13 protein-coding genes are annotated in these 12,125 nt (G+C 70.2%); 6 read left to right on the top strand and 7 right to left on the bottom strand.

Going from position 1 to position 12,125, the window contains the following annotated elements; translation table 11 throughout:
- Positions 1–26: 26 nt before the first annotated feature.
- Positions 27–1,241 (bottom strand): acetyl-CoA C-acetyltransferase, encoded by a 1,215-nt coding sequence (locus AB3X52_RS11980; RefSeq protein WP_367994312.1) that lies wholly within the window; start codon positions 1,239–1,241, stop codon positions 27–29.
- A 128-nt stretch (positions 1,242–1,369) separates the two neighbouring features.
- Between AB3X52_RS11980 and AB3X52_RS11975 the strand changes: the two genes are divergently transcribed.
- Positions 1,370–2,230: an acyl-CoA thioesterase gene (locus AB3X52_RS11975; RefSeq protein WP_367994311.1), complete on the top strand. Its 861-nt coding sequence runs from the start codon at positions 1,370–1,372 to the stop codon at positions 2,228–2,230.
- A gap of 6 nt (positions 2,231–2,236) precedes the next feature.
- Here the strand turns inward: AB3X52_RS11975 and AB3X52_RS11970 are convergent, their stop codons facing one another.
- The 4 genes from AB3X52_RS11970 to AB3X52_RS11955 all read right to left on the bottom strand — a co-directional run bounded on the left by AB3X52_RS11970 (position 2,237) and on the right by AB3X52_RS11955 (position 4,467).
- The gene (locus tag AB3X52_RS11970; protein WP_367994310.1) at positions 2,237–2,776 is read right to left on the bottom strand and encodes an RNA polymerase sigma factor; all 540 of its coding nucleotides are present in this window, start codon (positions 2,774–2,776) and stop codon (positions 2,237–2,239) included.
- Entirely contained in the window at positions 2,773–3,444 is a 672-nt protein-coding gene (locus AB3X52_RS11965; RefSeq protein ID WP_367994309.1) for a hypothetical protein, read from the bottom strand. The genes AB3X52_RS11970 and AB3X52_RS11965 overlap by 4 nt, the downstream gene beginning before the upstream one ends.
- 24 nt (positions 3,445–3,468) lie before the next feature.
- Positions 3,469–3,993 (bottom strand): hypothetical protein, encoded by a 525-nt coding sequence (locus AB3X52_RS11960; RefSeq protein WP_367994308.1) that lies wholly within the window; start codon positions 3,991–3,993, stop codon positions 3,469–3,471.
- 102 nt (positions 3,994–4,095) lie between these two features.
- Positions 4,096–4,467 carry a globin gene (locus tag AB3X52_RS11955; protein WP_367994307.1) on the bottom strand — a complete coding sequence of 124 codons (372 nt, stop codon included), beginning with the start codon at positions 4,465–4,467 and terminating at the stop codon, positions 4,096–4,098.
- Between the two features lie 91 nt (positions 4,468–4,558).
- Here AB3X52_RS11955 and AB3X52_RS11950 point away from each other — a divergent pair, with 91 nt between their 5' ends.
- A complete protein-coding gene (locus AB3X52_RS11950) occupies positions 4,559–4,984 on the top strand; it encodes an OsmC family protein (protein ID WP_367994306.1) in 426 nt (141 codons plus the stop codon).
- Between the two features lie 87 nt (positions 4,985–5,071).
- Here AB3X52_RS11950 and AB3X52_RS11945 read toward each other — a convergent pair whose 3' ends face one another.
- Positions 5,072–6,070 carry a mechanosensitive ion channel family protein gene (locus AB3X52_RS11945; protein ID WP_367994305.1) on the bottom strand — a complete coding sequence of 333 codons (999 nt, stop codon included), beginning with the start codon at positions 6,068–6,070 and terminating at the stop codon, positions 5,072–5,074.
- 45 nt (positions 6,071–6,115) lie between these two features.
- Here AB3X52_RS11945 and AB3X52_RS11940 point away from each other — a divergent pair, with 45 nt between their 5' ends.
- Positions 6,116–6,403 (top strand): hypothetical protein, encoded by a 288-nt coding sequence (locus AB3X52_RS11940; protein WP_367994304.1) that lies wholly within the window; start codon positions 6,116–6,118, stop codon positions 6,401–6,403.
- Positions 6,404–6,470: 67 nt separating this feature from the next.
- Here AB3X52_RS11940 and pepN read toward each other — a convergent pair whose 3' ends face one another.
- Entirely contained in the window at positions 6,471–9,017 is a 2,547-nt protein-coding gene (pepN, locus tag AB3X52_RS11935; protein WP_367994303.1) for an aminopeptidase N, read from the bottom strand.
- Positions 9,018–9,171: 154 nt separating this feature from the next.
- On the opposite strand from pepN, the gene AB3X52_RS11930 reads away from it, so the two are divergent.
- The 3 genes from AB3X52_RS11930 to AB3X52_RS11920 all read left to right on the top strand — a co-directional run bounded on the left by AB3X52_RS11930 (position 9,172) and on the right by AB3X52_RS11920 (position 12,108).
- Entirely contained in the window at positions 9,172–10,806 is a 1,635-nt protein-coding gene (locus AB3X52_RS11930) for a CHAP domain-containing protein (RefSeq protein ID WP_367994302.1), read from the top strand.
- Positions 10,807–10,858: 52 nt separating this feature from the next.
- A complete protein-coding gene (locus AB3X52_RS11925; RefSeq protein ID WP_367994301.1) occupies positions 10,859–11,461 on the top strand; it encodes a mycothiol-dependent nitroreductase Rv2466c family protein in 603 nt (200 codons plus the stop codon).
- A gap of 95 nt (positions 11,462–11,556) precedes the next feature.
- A complete protein-coding gene (locus tag AB3X52_RS11920; RefSeq protein ID WP_367994300.1) occupies positions 11,557–12,108 on the top strand; it encodes a TIGR03086 family metal-binding protein in 552 nt (183 codons plus the stop codon).
- Positions 12,109–12,125 lie beyond the last annotated feature (17 nt).

The raw sequence follows: 12,125 nt of genomic DNA, 5'->3' as shown, positions 1-12,125 counted from the left end.
GGGCCCGGACGCCGCGTGGCGCAGGGTCAGAGGCGCTCGAGGATGAGCGCCATGCCCTGGCCGCCGCCGACGCACATGGTGATGAGGCCGGTGGTCGCATCGTGCCACTCGAGGCTGTTGAGCATGGTGTTCTGCAGGCGGGCGCCGGTCATGCCGAAGGGGTGGCCGACGGCGATGGCGCCGCCGTTGACGTTGAGCCGGTCCAGGTCGATGCCGAGCTCCTGATAGGACGGGATGACCTGCGCGGCGAACGCCTCGTTGATCTCGACGAGGTCGATGTCCCCGATCGACATGCCGGCGCTGGCCAGCGCCTTCTTCGTCGCCTCCACGGGGCCCAGACCCATGATCTCCGGGGAGAGACCGGAGACGCCGGTGGCGACGATCCGGGCGAGCGGCTTCGCGCCGAGCTCGGCGGCCTTGGTGTCGGACATGATCACGACCGCCGCGGCGCCGTCGTTGAGCGGGCAGCAGTTGCCGGCGGTGACGGTGCCGTTCTCGCGGAAGACGGGCTTGAGCTGGGAGATGGCGTCGTACGTCACGCCGGCCCGGGGACCGTCGTCGGCCGACACCACGGTGCCGTCAGCGAGCGCGACCGGGGTGATCTCGCGGGCCCAGAAGCCGTCGTTGATGGCCTTCTCGGCGAGGTTCTGGCTGCGGACGGCGAACTCGTCCATCTCCTGGCGCGACACGCCACGCAGGTGGGCGACGTTCTCGGCGGTCTGACCCATGGCGATGTAGACGTCGGGCAGCAGGCCGTCCTCGCGTGGGTCGTGCCACGGCTCGTTGGTCTCGGCGGTCTTCGCGGTCCGCGACTGGGCGTCATCGAAGAGGTGGTTGACCGTGTCGGGGATGTGGTCGGAGGTGCCCTTGGCGAAGCGGGACACCGTCTCGACGCCGGCCGAGACGAAGACGTCGCCCTCGCCGGCCTTGATCGCGTGGAACGCCATCCGCGTGGTCTGCACCGAGGAGGAGCAATAGCGCGTGATGGTGGCGCCCGGGACCGTGTCCCAGCCGTTGAGGACCGACACCACGCGGCCCATGTTGTTGCCCGCCTCCCCACCCGGCAGACCGCAGCCGAGGATCAGGTCGTCGATCATCGACGGCTCGAGACCAGGGACCTTCTCGACCGCGGTCTTCGTGATGAAGGCGGCGAGGTCGTCGGGGCGGAAGTCCTTGAGAGATCCCTTGTTGGCGCGGCCGATCGGCGTACGCGCGGCGGAGACGATGACTGCCTCAGGCATGGAACACTCCAGTTACTGACGAGTAGGGAACGACGATGTCCGTCACCATACTCGCCTGTCGTGCGCCCTGAGGCGAGCGTCTGGACACTCCTGTCGTGCCCCCGGTCCCCGTCTGGGAGGATCGGCGCGTGCGTCACGTCTACGAGTGCCCGATGCGGTGGGCCGACCTCGACCTGCTCGGTCACGTCAACAACGTCGTCTACGCCGACTACCTCCAGGAGGCGCGCGTCGACATGCTGCGGGTCCACGCGCGCGGGCCGGCGACGGGCGCGCTCGCCGAGGCGCTCCTCGTGGTCAGCAACCAGCTCACGTACGTCGAGCCGCTGCTCTTCGACACCCGTCCGGTGTTCATCGAGTGCTGGGTGACCGAGGTCCGCGCCGCGACTGCGACCCTCGCCTACGAGGTCTACCGCGAGCGCGACGGGGAGCGGACCGTCTACCTGCGGGCGAGCACCGTCCTGACGCCGTACGTCTTCGCGGAGGAGCGTCCGCGTCGCTTCACGCCGGAGGAGCGGGCCGGGCTCGAGGCCTATCTCGAGCCTGTCGAGGTCGAGCCGACGCCGTACGGCGAGCCCGTGCACCACGAGCTGGGTCACTACCCGGTCCGGGTCCGATTCTCCGATGTCGACATCTACGGGCACGTCAACAACGTGAAGTATTTCGAGTACTTCCAGGAGGGTCGCGTCGCGGTCATGACGCGCCTGCTCGAGCAGGCGCCGGGGGTCGAGCGCCAGTCGGTGGTCGTCGCCCAGCAGGACATCGAGTACAAGCGCCCGATGCTCTTCCGCTCGGAGCCCTACGACCTGTGGACCTGGGTGAGCCACGTCGGTCGTCGCTCGGTGATCCTCGAGGGCGAGATCCGCGACCCCGGCGCGCCCGACCGGCTGCTGGCACGTGGCCGATTCGTCCTCGTCTTCTTCGACACCACGACCGGTCGCTCGACCGAGCCCAGCCCACAGCTGCGGGAGCTCTACGCCTCCCTCGTCTGACGGCGGCTAGACCAGGCCCGGCGATCCCCGCAGCCGCTTGAGGGCGCGATGCCGGGCGACGCGGACGGCGACGTGCGACATGCCGAGCGCCTCGGCGGCGGTCGCGACGTCGAGCCCCACCACCTCGGTGCAGACGACGACATCCCGCTCCCTGGGTGAGAGCGGATGCAGGGCGGACCGCACCCAGTCGTCGCCGGCGACGCGGACCTCCGGCCCGGCGACGGGCACGTCGGCGTCGTACGCGATCGTCTCCGACGGGGACGTACGCCGCCGGCCGCTGCTCCGCCGGGCGTTGGCGGCCAGCTTGCGGGCGATCCCGAAGAGCCATCCCGCGAACTCGTCCGAGCTCCCGTGGAAGTCCGCCAGCTTGCCCGCAGCCGTGAGCCAGGCGTCCGCGGCGAGATCCTCCGCCTGCGTCATGGCGTCCGCGGGGGAGCGATGCTCGAGCCACACCAGCAGACGCCCGGCGTGAGCTCGGTAGAGCTCCCGCCAGGCGTCGGGGTCGCCGTCCTTGGCCGCGGCGATGACGTCGTCGTCGCGACTCACGGGGTGGTCTTCGGGCTCTTCTCCGGGCCGGTGACCGCGCGCGGCGTGTGAGCGCCTGCGGTGTTCGACTGCGTGCTCGTGTGCGTCTTCGTCGGCTTCGTGGGCTTGGTCGGATGCCCCTTGCCGGCGTTCTTCTGCTGGCCGAGGTGTCGGCCTTGGTCGGACCCGGACCGGCCGTGTCCCGTGCCCGAAGTGTCGCCACCCGGGCCGGTGGACACGGTCGGTCCGGGGGCTCCGGTGCTCGGCGGGGCGGCACCGGAGCCGCCCGGGTCGGAGCCTCCGGCGGTGCCGGGGTCGATCCCGGGCAGGGGGCCGGACGCCGGTGACGTGGGGACGTCATCGTCCGGACCGGTGGAGGCACCAGGGACGGTGCCTCCGTCACGATCGGGTGACGAGGACGGGGAGTGAGGGGCCCGTCCGGGGCTCTGGACCGGCGTGGGTGGGGATCCTCCGCCAGGCAGGTGTGAGACACCCCAGGCCGTCACCGCGACCGCGGCCACACTGGCGGCAGCCAGCAGCATCCGGGGGAGCGTCGTACCCGGCCCGTGGACCGGTCGGGTCGACGCGGATGCCGCCGCACTGGCCGCCGCCAGGCGGGAGAGCAGCACCGGATCCGGCTCCAGCGTCGGTACGTCGACGCGGAGCCGCTCCAGCGGGTCGGTGCTCATCCGGTGCGTGCTCTCCGGCGGGGGTCAGTCCGTGGTGCTCGGCTTGGCCGGCTTGCTCGGCTTGGCCGGGTGCTTCGCGGCCTGCTCGGCCTTGTGGGCCGCCTTCTTCGCATCGCGCGCCGCCGCCTTCTCGTCCTTGGTCGGCTTGGCGGGCTTCACCGGCTGGCCCTTGCCGTGGCTCTTGCCCCAGGCGTGCCCCAGGGGCGTGTGCGGGGTGACCTGGCCGAGGTGCTTGCCCTCGTCCGCCGGTGTGGCCGGCGCGGACGGCTCCGCGGGGGTGGTCGGCTCGGTGGCCTCGCTGGCCTCCGGGGCTTCGCTGGCCTCGTCGGTCCCGCTCGCCTCGGCGGGGCTGGTCGCCGGGTCCGTGGTCGAGGCGTCGGCCTCGGCGTCGAGGTGCTTCGCACGGGCGGCCGCGGCGACGGACTGGCCGTGCGACGCGTGCGCGTCGACCTCGTGGCCGTTCTTGTTGACCACGCCGGCGGCGTAGGCACCCGAGATGGTGGCGCCGACGACGACAGCCGTCGCGAGCGCGACCTTGATGCTTCGCATGGTGGATCTCCTCCACGTCAGGGACAGTGCATCCTCTCCCTGTCACGGCCGGCGCCGGGCGTTACACCAGATCGCCGTGATCTTCCGAAGAGCTCTGGACGGTCAGCCGGGCGTGTTGATCATGAAGTTCGCGGCGTGGGTGACGTACGCCCAGAACTGCGCGTCCTGCTCGGGCGTCAGCTTGGCGGCGTCGAGCCCGGTCCGGAAGTGGGTGAGCCAGGCGTCGCGCGCCTCGGGGGTGACGGCGAAGGGCGCGTGCCGCATCCGCAGCCGCGGGTGGCCGCGCCGCTCGGAGTAGGTCGTCGGCCCGCCCCAGTACTGACACAGGAACAGGAAGAACCGCTCCTCGGCCGGGCCGAGGTCCTCCTCGGGATACATCGGCCGCAGCAGCGGGTCGGTGGCCACGCCTTCGTAGAACGTGTGCACGATCGTCCGGATCGTGTCCGCGCCGCCGATCTCCTCATAGAAGCTCACGGGTCCATTGTGCCGAGCGCCCGGTTGCGCGCCGGCGGGGGAGTGCGAAGATCGGGAGGACAGGACTTTCCTCGCCTCAAGGGAGATGCGCATGGCCACCACTCGTACCGCCAGCACCGTTTGGGAGGGCACCCTCTTCGAGGGCGCCGGCAAGGTGACGCTGGAGTCGTCCGGCCTCGGGACCTACGACGTCTCCTGGCCCTCGCGGGCCGAGGAGCCGAACGGCAAGACCAGTCCCGAGGAGCTGATCGCCGCCGCGCACTCCGCGTGCTTCTCGATGGCGTTCTCCAACGGCCTCGCTCAGAACGAGACGCCCGCGACCAGCCTGACCACGAGCGCGGAGGTGGAGTTCACGCCCGGCACGGGCATCACCGGCATCAAGCTCAGCGTCCGCGGCGTCGTTCCCGGCATCGACAACGACAAGTTCGTCGAGCTCGCCGAGGCCGCCAAGGCCGGCTGCCCGGTGAGCCAGGCGCTCGCCGGCACGACGATCACCCTGGACGCCGCGCTCGCCTGATCCACGCGCGTACGCCGAGGGGCCCGCAGCATCGCTGCGGGCCCCTCGGGCGTCTCGGGACGATGGACCACGTCGGCTGAGGAGGGGTCAGCCGACGTCGGTGTCCGTCGTGGTCCTGTCGGTGGTCGTTTCGGTGGTGGTGCGACCGGTGTCGGGGCGTCCGATGGTGCGGTGCTCGGCGAGGTCGCGGACCTTCTCGTCGCGGTGCCAGACGACCCGCTGGGTGAAGGGGATCTCGATGCCCTCGTGGTCGAACCGCGACTTGATCCGCTGGCGCAGCGCTCGGGCGACGCCCCACTGCTCGAGCGGCTGGGTCTTCACCAAGACGCGCAGCGTGATCGAGTCGGGGTTGAGCGCCTCCACGCCGGTGACCTCGGGCTCCTCGATGACGACGTTCTTGAACTCGTCGTCCTGCCAGAGGTCGTGGGCGACCTCCTTGAGGACCCGGGTGACGCGAGCGATGTCCTCGCCGTACGCGACGCCGATGTCGATCACGGCGCGCGACCAGTTCTGGCTCATGTTGCCGACCCTGAGGATCTCGCCGTTGGGGACGTACCAGACCGTGCCGTCGAGCGCGCGCAGCCGGGTGACGCGCAGACTCACCGCCTCGACGGTGCCGCTCGCGGCACCGACGTCGACGACGTCACCGACGCCGTACTGGTCCTCGAAGATCATGAAGATGCCGGAGAGATAGTCCTTCACCAACGACTGAGCGCCGAAGCCGAGCGCCAGCCCGATGATGCCGGCGCTGGCGATGATCGGAGCGATGTTGATGCCGAGCTCGCCGAGGATCATCGTCCCGAAGACCGCGACGATGATGCCGGTCACCAGGCTCTTCAGCAGGCCGCCCATCGTCTTGGTGCGCTGGACGCGGCGCGCGGAGGTGCTGAGCCGGTCGGCCCAGCGGTCGGCGAGGCGCTCGGGGAGCACCCCGCCCTCGGCCCTGCTCACGATCCTGTCCACGAGCCGGTGGAGCACCCAGCGGACGACGAACGCGATGACCACGAGCGCGACGATCGCCACCACCCGTTTCACGGCGACGTCGGCGAAGTCGGCGAGCCTCTCGGAGATGTCGAGCGCAATCATGGGCCCCAGTATTGCGACCGGGTGGTGGCCGGTAGTCTGGCCTCCGTGAGCAAGCCCTCGATGATCCGCCGGGCCGCCGCCGTGGCCGCCGGCACCACCGTCGCCGTCGCGTCGTCCGCCGTTCTCGCCGGTCCTGCCGGTGCCGCCGTCCCGGACGGCTGGGCGCCGGAATACCACATGAACGCCGTGCACCTGCTCGCGTTCATCCTGTTCATCCCGGTCGGGATCGCCCTCGTGATCTCCCTGCTGGTGCTGCTGCCCGGCGTCCTGCGCGGCGAGGGCCTGCTGCCGAAGGCGCCGACCGGCGAGCAGCCGCCCGCCCCGCGTCACTGACGCCCCTGACGGAGCGAGCCCCCGCGAGGATCACCTCGCGGGGGCTCTCTGCGTGTCGGATGCGACGCTACTCGGCGTCCTTGCGCTGCGCGGCCAGGGCGCGGGCGACCTCGTCGCGGCCCTCACGGACGTAGCGCTTGGCGGCCGGCTCGGCCGGTGAGGACTCGAGCCAGGCCTCAGCCCTCGCCAGAAGCTCCTCCGAGGCGAGCGGCATCGGGAAGATGTACTCCAGGACGGTCGACGCGCGATGCGTGCCGAGGTGGTCCCAGAGCGTGTCGGCGGCGGCGAAGTACTTCTCGACGTACGGCGCCAGCACCGTCTCCTGACCCGACCGCTGGAACGACAGCACGATCGAGCGGGCGGTCTCGTTGGCGACGTCGGTGCGCACGACGACCGACTCCCACGCCTGCGCCTTCGCCTCCGCGGTGGGCTGCGCCGCACGGGCGGCGGCGGCGTGCTCCTGGCCCGAGATGGTGTTGTCGCGCTCGAGCTCGGCGGCGATCTCGGCCTCGCCGGCGGCACCCGCCGCGGCGAGCCCGGTGAGGAACACCCAGCGCAGGTCCTGATCGACCTCGAGGCCGTCGTAGCCGAGCGAGCCGTCGAGCAGTCCCTTCAGGTCGGCCAGCGCCTGCTCCGAGTGGGCAGCCGCGGCGTACTGGCGGGCGAAGGTGAGCTGGTGGTCGCTGCCGGGCGCGGCCTGGTCGAGGAGCGCCTTGAGGCCGGACTCCCAGCGGTCCTTGAGTGCAGCGCGCTTGTCCGGCGCGGAGAACCGGTTGACCGCCTGGGCGGCGAACGTCGGGATGCGAGTGACGCCCCAGCTGTCCGTCTCCGCACCGATGTTGGCGAGCACGAGGCTGACGAAGTCGGTCGCGCTCATCTCGGCATCGCGGGTCATGTCCCACGTGGCGCCCCAGATGAGGGCACGCGCGAGCGAGTCGTCCAACTCCGACAGGCTCGAGAGCGCGGTCGCGAGGGAGCGCTCATCGAGGCGGATCTTGGCGTAGGCCAGGTCGCCCTCGTTGAGGAGCAGCAGGTCGGGCTGCTTCACACCGGCCAGCTGCGGCACCTCGGTCAGCTCGCCCTGCACGTCGATCTCGAAGGAGTCGCGGCGGACCAGCCGGCCCTCGGCGTCCTTGTCATAGACGCCGATGCCGATCCGGTGGCGGCGCAGGGTCGGGTGGTCGGCGTGCGCGCTCTGGCGCACCGCGAACGCGCTGTAGGAGCCGTCGTCGGCGAGCGTGAACTCGGGTGCGAGCGTGTTGACACCCGCGGTCTGCAGCCATTCCTGCGCCCAGCCCTGCAGCTCGCGTCCCGAGGCGGCCTCGAGGTGGCGGAGCAGGTCGGCGAACTCGGAGTTGGCGTACTCGAACTCCTTGAAGTAGGCGCGCAGGCCCGTGAGGAACGGCTCGAGGCCGACCCAGGCGACGAGCTGCTTGAGCACCGACGCGCCCTTGGCATAGGTGATCATGTCGAAGTTCACCTCGACCGCCTGCAGGTCGTAGTTGTCCGCGGCGATCGGGTGGGTCGTCGGCAGCTGGTCCTGGCGGTAGCCGGTCAGCTTGCGCGCGTTGGCGAAGCCGGTCCACGCGTCGGTGAACTCGGTGGCCTGCACCTGGGCGTGGTAGCAGGCCCACTCGGCGAACGACTCGTTGAGCCAGAGGTCGTCCCACCACTTCATCGTGACGAGGTCGCCGAACCACATGTGGGCCATCTCGTGGAGGATGACCGAGCAGCGGAAGTCGTAGAACGAGCGCGGCTGGCGGCTGCGGGGGAGATACTCGTCGCGCAGCGTCACGGCGCCGGCGTTCTCCATCGCACCCATGTTGTACTCCGGCACGTAGAGCTGGTCGTACTTGCCGAACGGGTAGGGGTAGTCGAAGGCGTCCTCGAAGAACGCGAAGCCCTGCTTGGTGAGCTTCACGATCTCCTCGCGGTCGAGGTAGGGCACGAGGGACTGGCGGCAGTAGTGGCCGAGCGGGATCTGGCCGTGCTTGCCCTCGTAGACGTCCTGGACCTCGTGGTATTCACCTGCGATCAGCGCGGTGATGTAGGTCGACATCCGCTTGGTGGGCTCGAAGTCCCAGCGCGCCTTGCCGTCGCCCCGCGACACCGGCTCGGGGGAGGGGGAGTTGGAGACGACTGTCCAGCCCTCCGGTGCGGTGACGTGGAAGGTGAACGCCGACTTCAGGTCCGGCTGCTCGAAGGTGGTGAACACCCGCCGCGCGTCCGGGACCTCGAACTGCGTGTAGGTGTAGACCCGGTCGTCGGCCGGGTCCACGAACCGGTGCAGCCCCTCACCGGTGTGGGAGTAGGTGCAGTCGGCCTTCACCACCAGCACGTTGTCGGCGGCCAGGTCCGGCAGCGCGATCCGGCTGTCGGCGTACGACGTCGCGGGGTCGAGCGACACACCGTTGAGCGTGATCTCGTGGACCGTCGCGTCCACCAGGTCGGCGAACGTGGCGGCGCCCGGTTGGGAGCAGGTGAAGGCGATCGTGGTGGTCGACGCGAACGTCTCGGGGCCCGTGGTGAGGTCGAGCGCGATGTCGTACGACGTGACGTCGAGGAGAGCGGCGCGGGTCTGCGCTTCCTCGCGCGTGAGGTTGGTTCCTGGCATGCGTCTGATCCTGTCAAACGCCGCGTGTCGCATGTGATCCGGGACAGAATTCCTCGATGAAATCGGCGCGATTCACGCTCAGAAAGTAAAATAACAGTCATGTAATTCCGCCACGCCGGTTTCAATGCTTGACAACTTTCCCTAGAGTGCTCGCGTGTCTCACCAGTCACAGGCGTATCAAAGCGTCACACGAGTCCTCGGCGGAGCCCTCGCGCTGCTGCTTGCTGCCCTCGGCCTGCAGGTGGTCCTTCCGCAGCTGAGCCCGCGCGCCTCGGCGGCGTCGTTCACGATGCTGTGCTCGGGCTTCACGCAGTGCAACGCGAAGGGGATGAGCGCGTCCGGCTACCACCAGCACTGGGGGCACATGTACTGGCGCATGTACTCCGGCCGGAACTGCGTGAACTACGTGGCCTACCGGATGGTGGCGGCGGGGATGCCCGACAAGCGGCCGTGGTCGGGAAGCGGCAACGCCACCAACTGGGGCGTGGCGATGAAGTCGATCACCGACAAGACGCCCGCGGTCGGCTCGGTCGCCTGGTGGAGAGGCGGGGCACCGGGCGCCGGGTCGCTCGGTCACGTCGCCTACGTCGAGAAGGTCGTCTCGTCCTCGGAGATCGTCATCTCCGAGTCCAACTGGGGCAGCGACTTCTCCTGGCGTCGCATCACCAAGAGCGGCTACTGGCCGACCGGCTTCATCCACTTCCGCGACCAGGAGCTCGAGAATACCTCCCTTCCGACGATCTCGGGCGCCCCGAAGGTCGGGGTCCGGCTCCAGGCCAGCACCGGTCGTTGGACGCCGTCGGGTGCCTCCTTCAGCTACCAGTGGCTGCAGGACGGCGAGCCGATCGCCGGCCAGACCCGGCCGGGCTTCCTGCTCATCCGTCACCAGATCGGTCACCGCATCTCGGTCCGGGTGACGGCGAAGAAGGGGACCTACCAGTCGAGCTCCGTCGTGAGCGCCCAGACCGCCGCCGTGCAGCCGGGCGACCTCACGGTCACTCAGTCGCCGACGCTCTCGGGGACGCCGCAGGTGGGTCAGAAGCTCACGGTCGATCCGGGCGAGTATGCGCCGAGCGGCGCGACCACCGCGGTCCAGTGGTACGCCGACGGCGACCCGATCCAGGGCGCGACCGGCACGACGCTGACCCCGACCCAGGCGCTCGCCGACACGATGATCAGCGCCACGGTCACGGCCACACGCATGGGGCACAACCCGCTCGCCGTCGCGACGAACAAGCTCGGCCCGGTCATCGGCACGCCGGTCAGGCTCACCCACCGGGGCGCGATCCGGGGGCAGTTGCGCCCAGGGAAGGTGCTCACGGTCCGTCCGGGCACGGTGAGCCCCGCGAGCGCTCATGTGTCCTACCAGTGGCGACGCAACGGGGTCCCGATCTCGGGCGCGACCTCGACGACCTACCGGCTGACGTCGGCGGACATCGGCAAGAAGATCACGGTCATGCTCGGCCTGTCCGCGACGCACCACCGGTCGACCCAGGTGAAGTACGTCGCGGGTGTGGCCAAGGTCTACCCGCGGATGACGATCGCAACGTCGCCCGGCAAGAACCGGATCGGCATCGCGGTGCACGTGTGGGCGCCCGGGGCGAACTTCGACGGCCGGATGGTGAAGCTGATGACCTACTCCCGGACCCGTTGGGTCAAGGTCGTGGACGGCGTCGCCAGGACGACGTACACGAAGATCCCGGCCGGACGGCGGCTGGTGCGCGCCACGTTCGCGAACCCGCTCGTCACCCCCAGGACGGTCCAGGTCGCGACCCGCGTCTCGCGGTAGGGCGGGGCCGGGGCCGGGAATCGGGCCGGGGTGCGGGTCGTTGTCGTTGGATATGACCACGACTGCTGACTTCTGGTTCGACCCGGCCTGCCCGTTCGCGTGGATCACCTCACGCTGGATCCTGGAGGTGGAGAAGGTGCGTGACGTCTCCGTGACGTGGCACATCATGAGCCTCGCCTACCTCAACCAGGACAAGGACGTCTCCGAGGACTACCGGAAGTTCCTCTCGACCGCGTGGCGGCCCGTCCGGGTGTGCCAGGCGGTCGAGGAGCAGTACGGCCAGGAGAAGCTGGCCGAGGTCTACACCGCGCTCGGGACCCGCCGCCACCTGGAGAAGAAGGAGTTCACCCGCGAGGTGATCGAGGATGCGCTCGCCTCGGTGGGCCTGCCGGCCGCGCTCGCTGACGCGATGGACGACTCCTCCTATGACGAGGCGATCAAGAAGTCCCACCACCTGGGGATGGACCAGGTCGGCAACGAGGTCGGTACGCCGACGATCGCCATGAACGGCTCGGCGTTCTTCGGGCCGGTGATCTCGAAGGCGCCGAAGGGCGAGGAGGCGGGCCGGCTCTGGGACGGCTTCCAGCTGGTGACGGCCTATCCCTATGTCTACGAGCTCAAGCGCGCCCGCACCCACGAGCTCGACTTCAGCTGACGGGTCGTCGCCGGCGGCTGACCTCCGGCAACTGGCAACTGACAACTGGCAACTGGACTCTGGCGACCGGCAGCCGACGGATCTACGGTGAGCGGGTGACCACCTCCGACCTCGTCGGCTCCCTGAGGGTCCTCGCGCGGGCGCTGGACCAGGCCGGCGACGTCCTCGACCACGTGGCTCCCGACCGGCTCTCGCGGACGACGCCCTGTGCCGACTGGGACGTCGCGGCGCTCGCGGACCATCTGGTCGAGGCGCCGCGGAGGTTCCTCGCGATGGTGCGCGGCGAGCAGCCGGACTGGGGGAGCGAGCCGCCGCACGTCGTCGAAGGGTGGGGGCCCGCCTTCCGGGTCGCTGCCGACGACCTCATCCACGCGTGGCACGAGCGGGCCGGTGACGTGGCGCTGCCGCCCGTCGGGATGCAGGTCGCCGAGCTCGCGACCCACACCTGGGACCTCGCCACGGCGCTCGGACAGCCGCCGGCGCCCACGCTCGATCCCGAGATCGCGGAGGTCGGGCTCGCGTTCATGCAGGAGGCGCTCGAGCCGGAGATGCGAGGCGCCGCATTCGGGCCCGAGCAGACCCCTCCGACGGGTGCGGACGCGTATGAGCGCCTGGCAGCGTTCGCGGGGCGTGTGAGGCCTCTGTGACAGGTGTGACGCGCCCG

The sequence above is a fragment of the Nocardioides eburneus genome, from assembly GCF_040838215.1.
Taxonomy (GTDB): Bacteria; Actinomycetota; Actinomycetes; order Propionibacteriales; family Nocardioidaceae; genus Nocardioides; species Nocardioides eburneus.
Note: the sequence above shows the minus strand (reverse complement) of the source record. Positions and strands in the feature narration are given on the sequence as shown.

Bases quoted from the DNA above. Each gene is read 5' to 3' on its own strand.
- AB3X52_RS11925 (WP_367994301.1), top strand. From the start codon at position 10,859: ATGACCACGACTGCTGACTTCTGGTTCGACCCGGCCTGCCCGTTCGCG.
- AB3X52_RS11965 (WP_367994309.1), bottom strand. From the start codon at position 3,444: ATGAGCACCGACCCGCTGGAGCGGCTCCGCGTCGACGTACCGACGCTG.
- AB3X52_RS11960 (WP_367994308.1), bottom strand. From the start codon at position 3,993: ATGCGAAGCATCAAGGTCGCGCTCGCGACGGCTGTCGTCGTCGGCGCC.
- AB3X52_RS11945 (WP_367994305.1), bottom strand. From the start codon at position 6,070: ATGATTGCGCTCGACATCTCCGAGAGGCTCGCCGACTTCGCCGACGTC.
- AB3X52_RS11980 (WP_367994312.1), bottom strand. From the start codon at position 1,241: ATGCCTGAGGCAGTCATCGTCTCCGCCGCGCGTACGCCGATCGGCCGC.
- pepN (WP_367994303.1), bottom strand. From the start codon at position 9,017: ATGCCAGGAACCAACCTCACGCGCGAGGAAGCGCAGACCCGCGCCGCT.
- AB3X52_RS11950 (WP_367994306.1), top strand. From the start codon at position 4,559: ATGGCCACCACTCGTACCGCCAGCACCGTTTGGGAGGGCACCCTCTTC.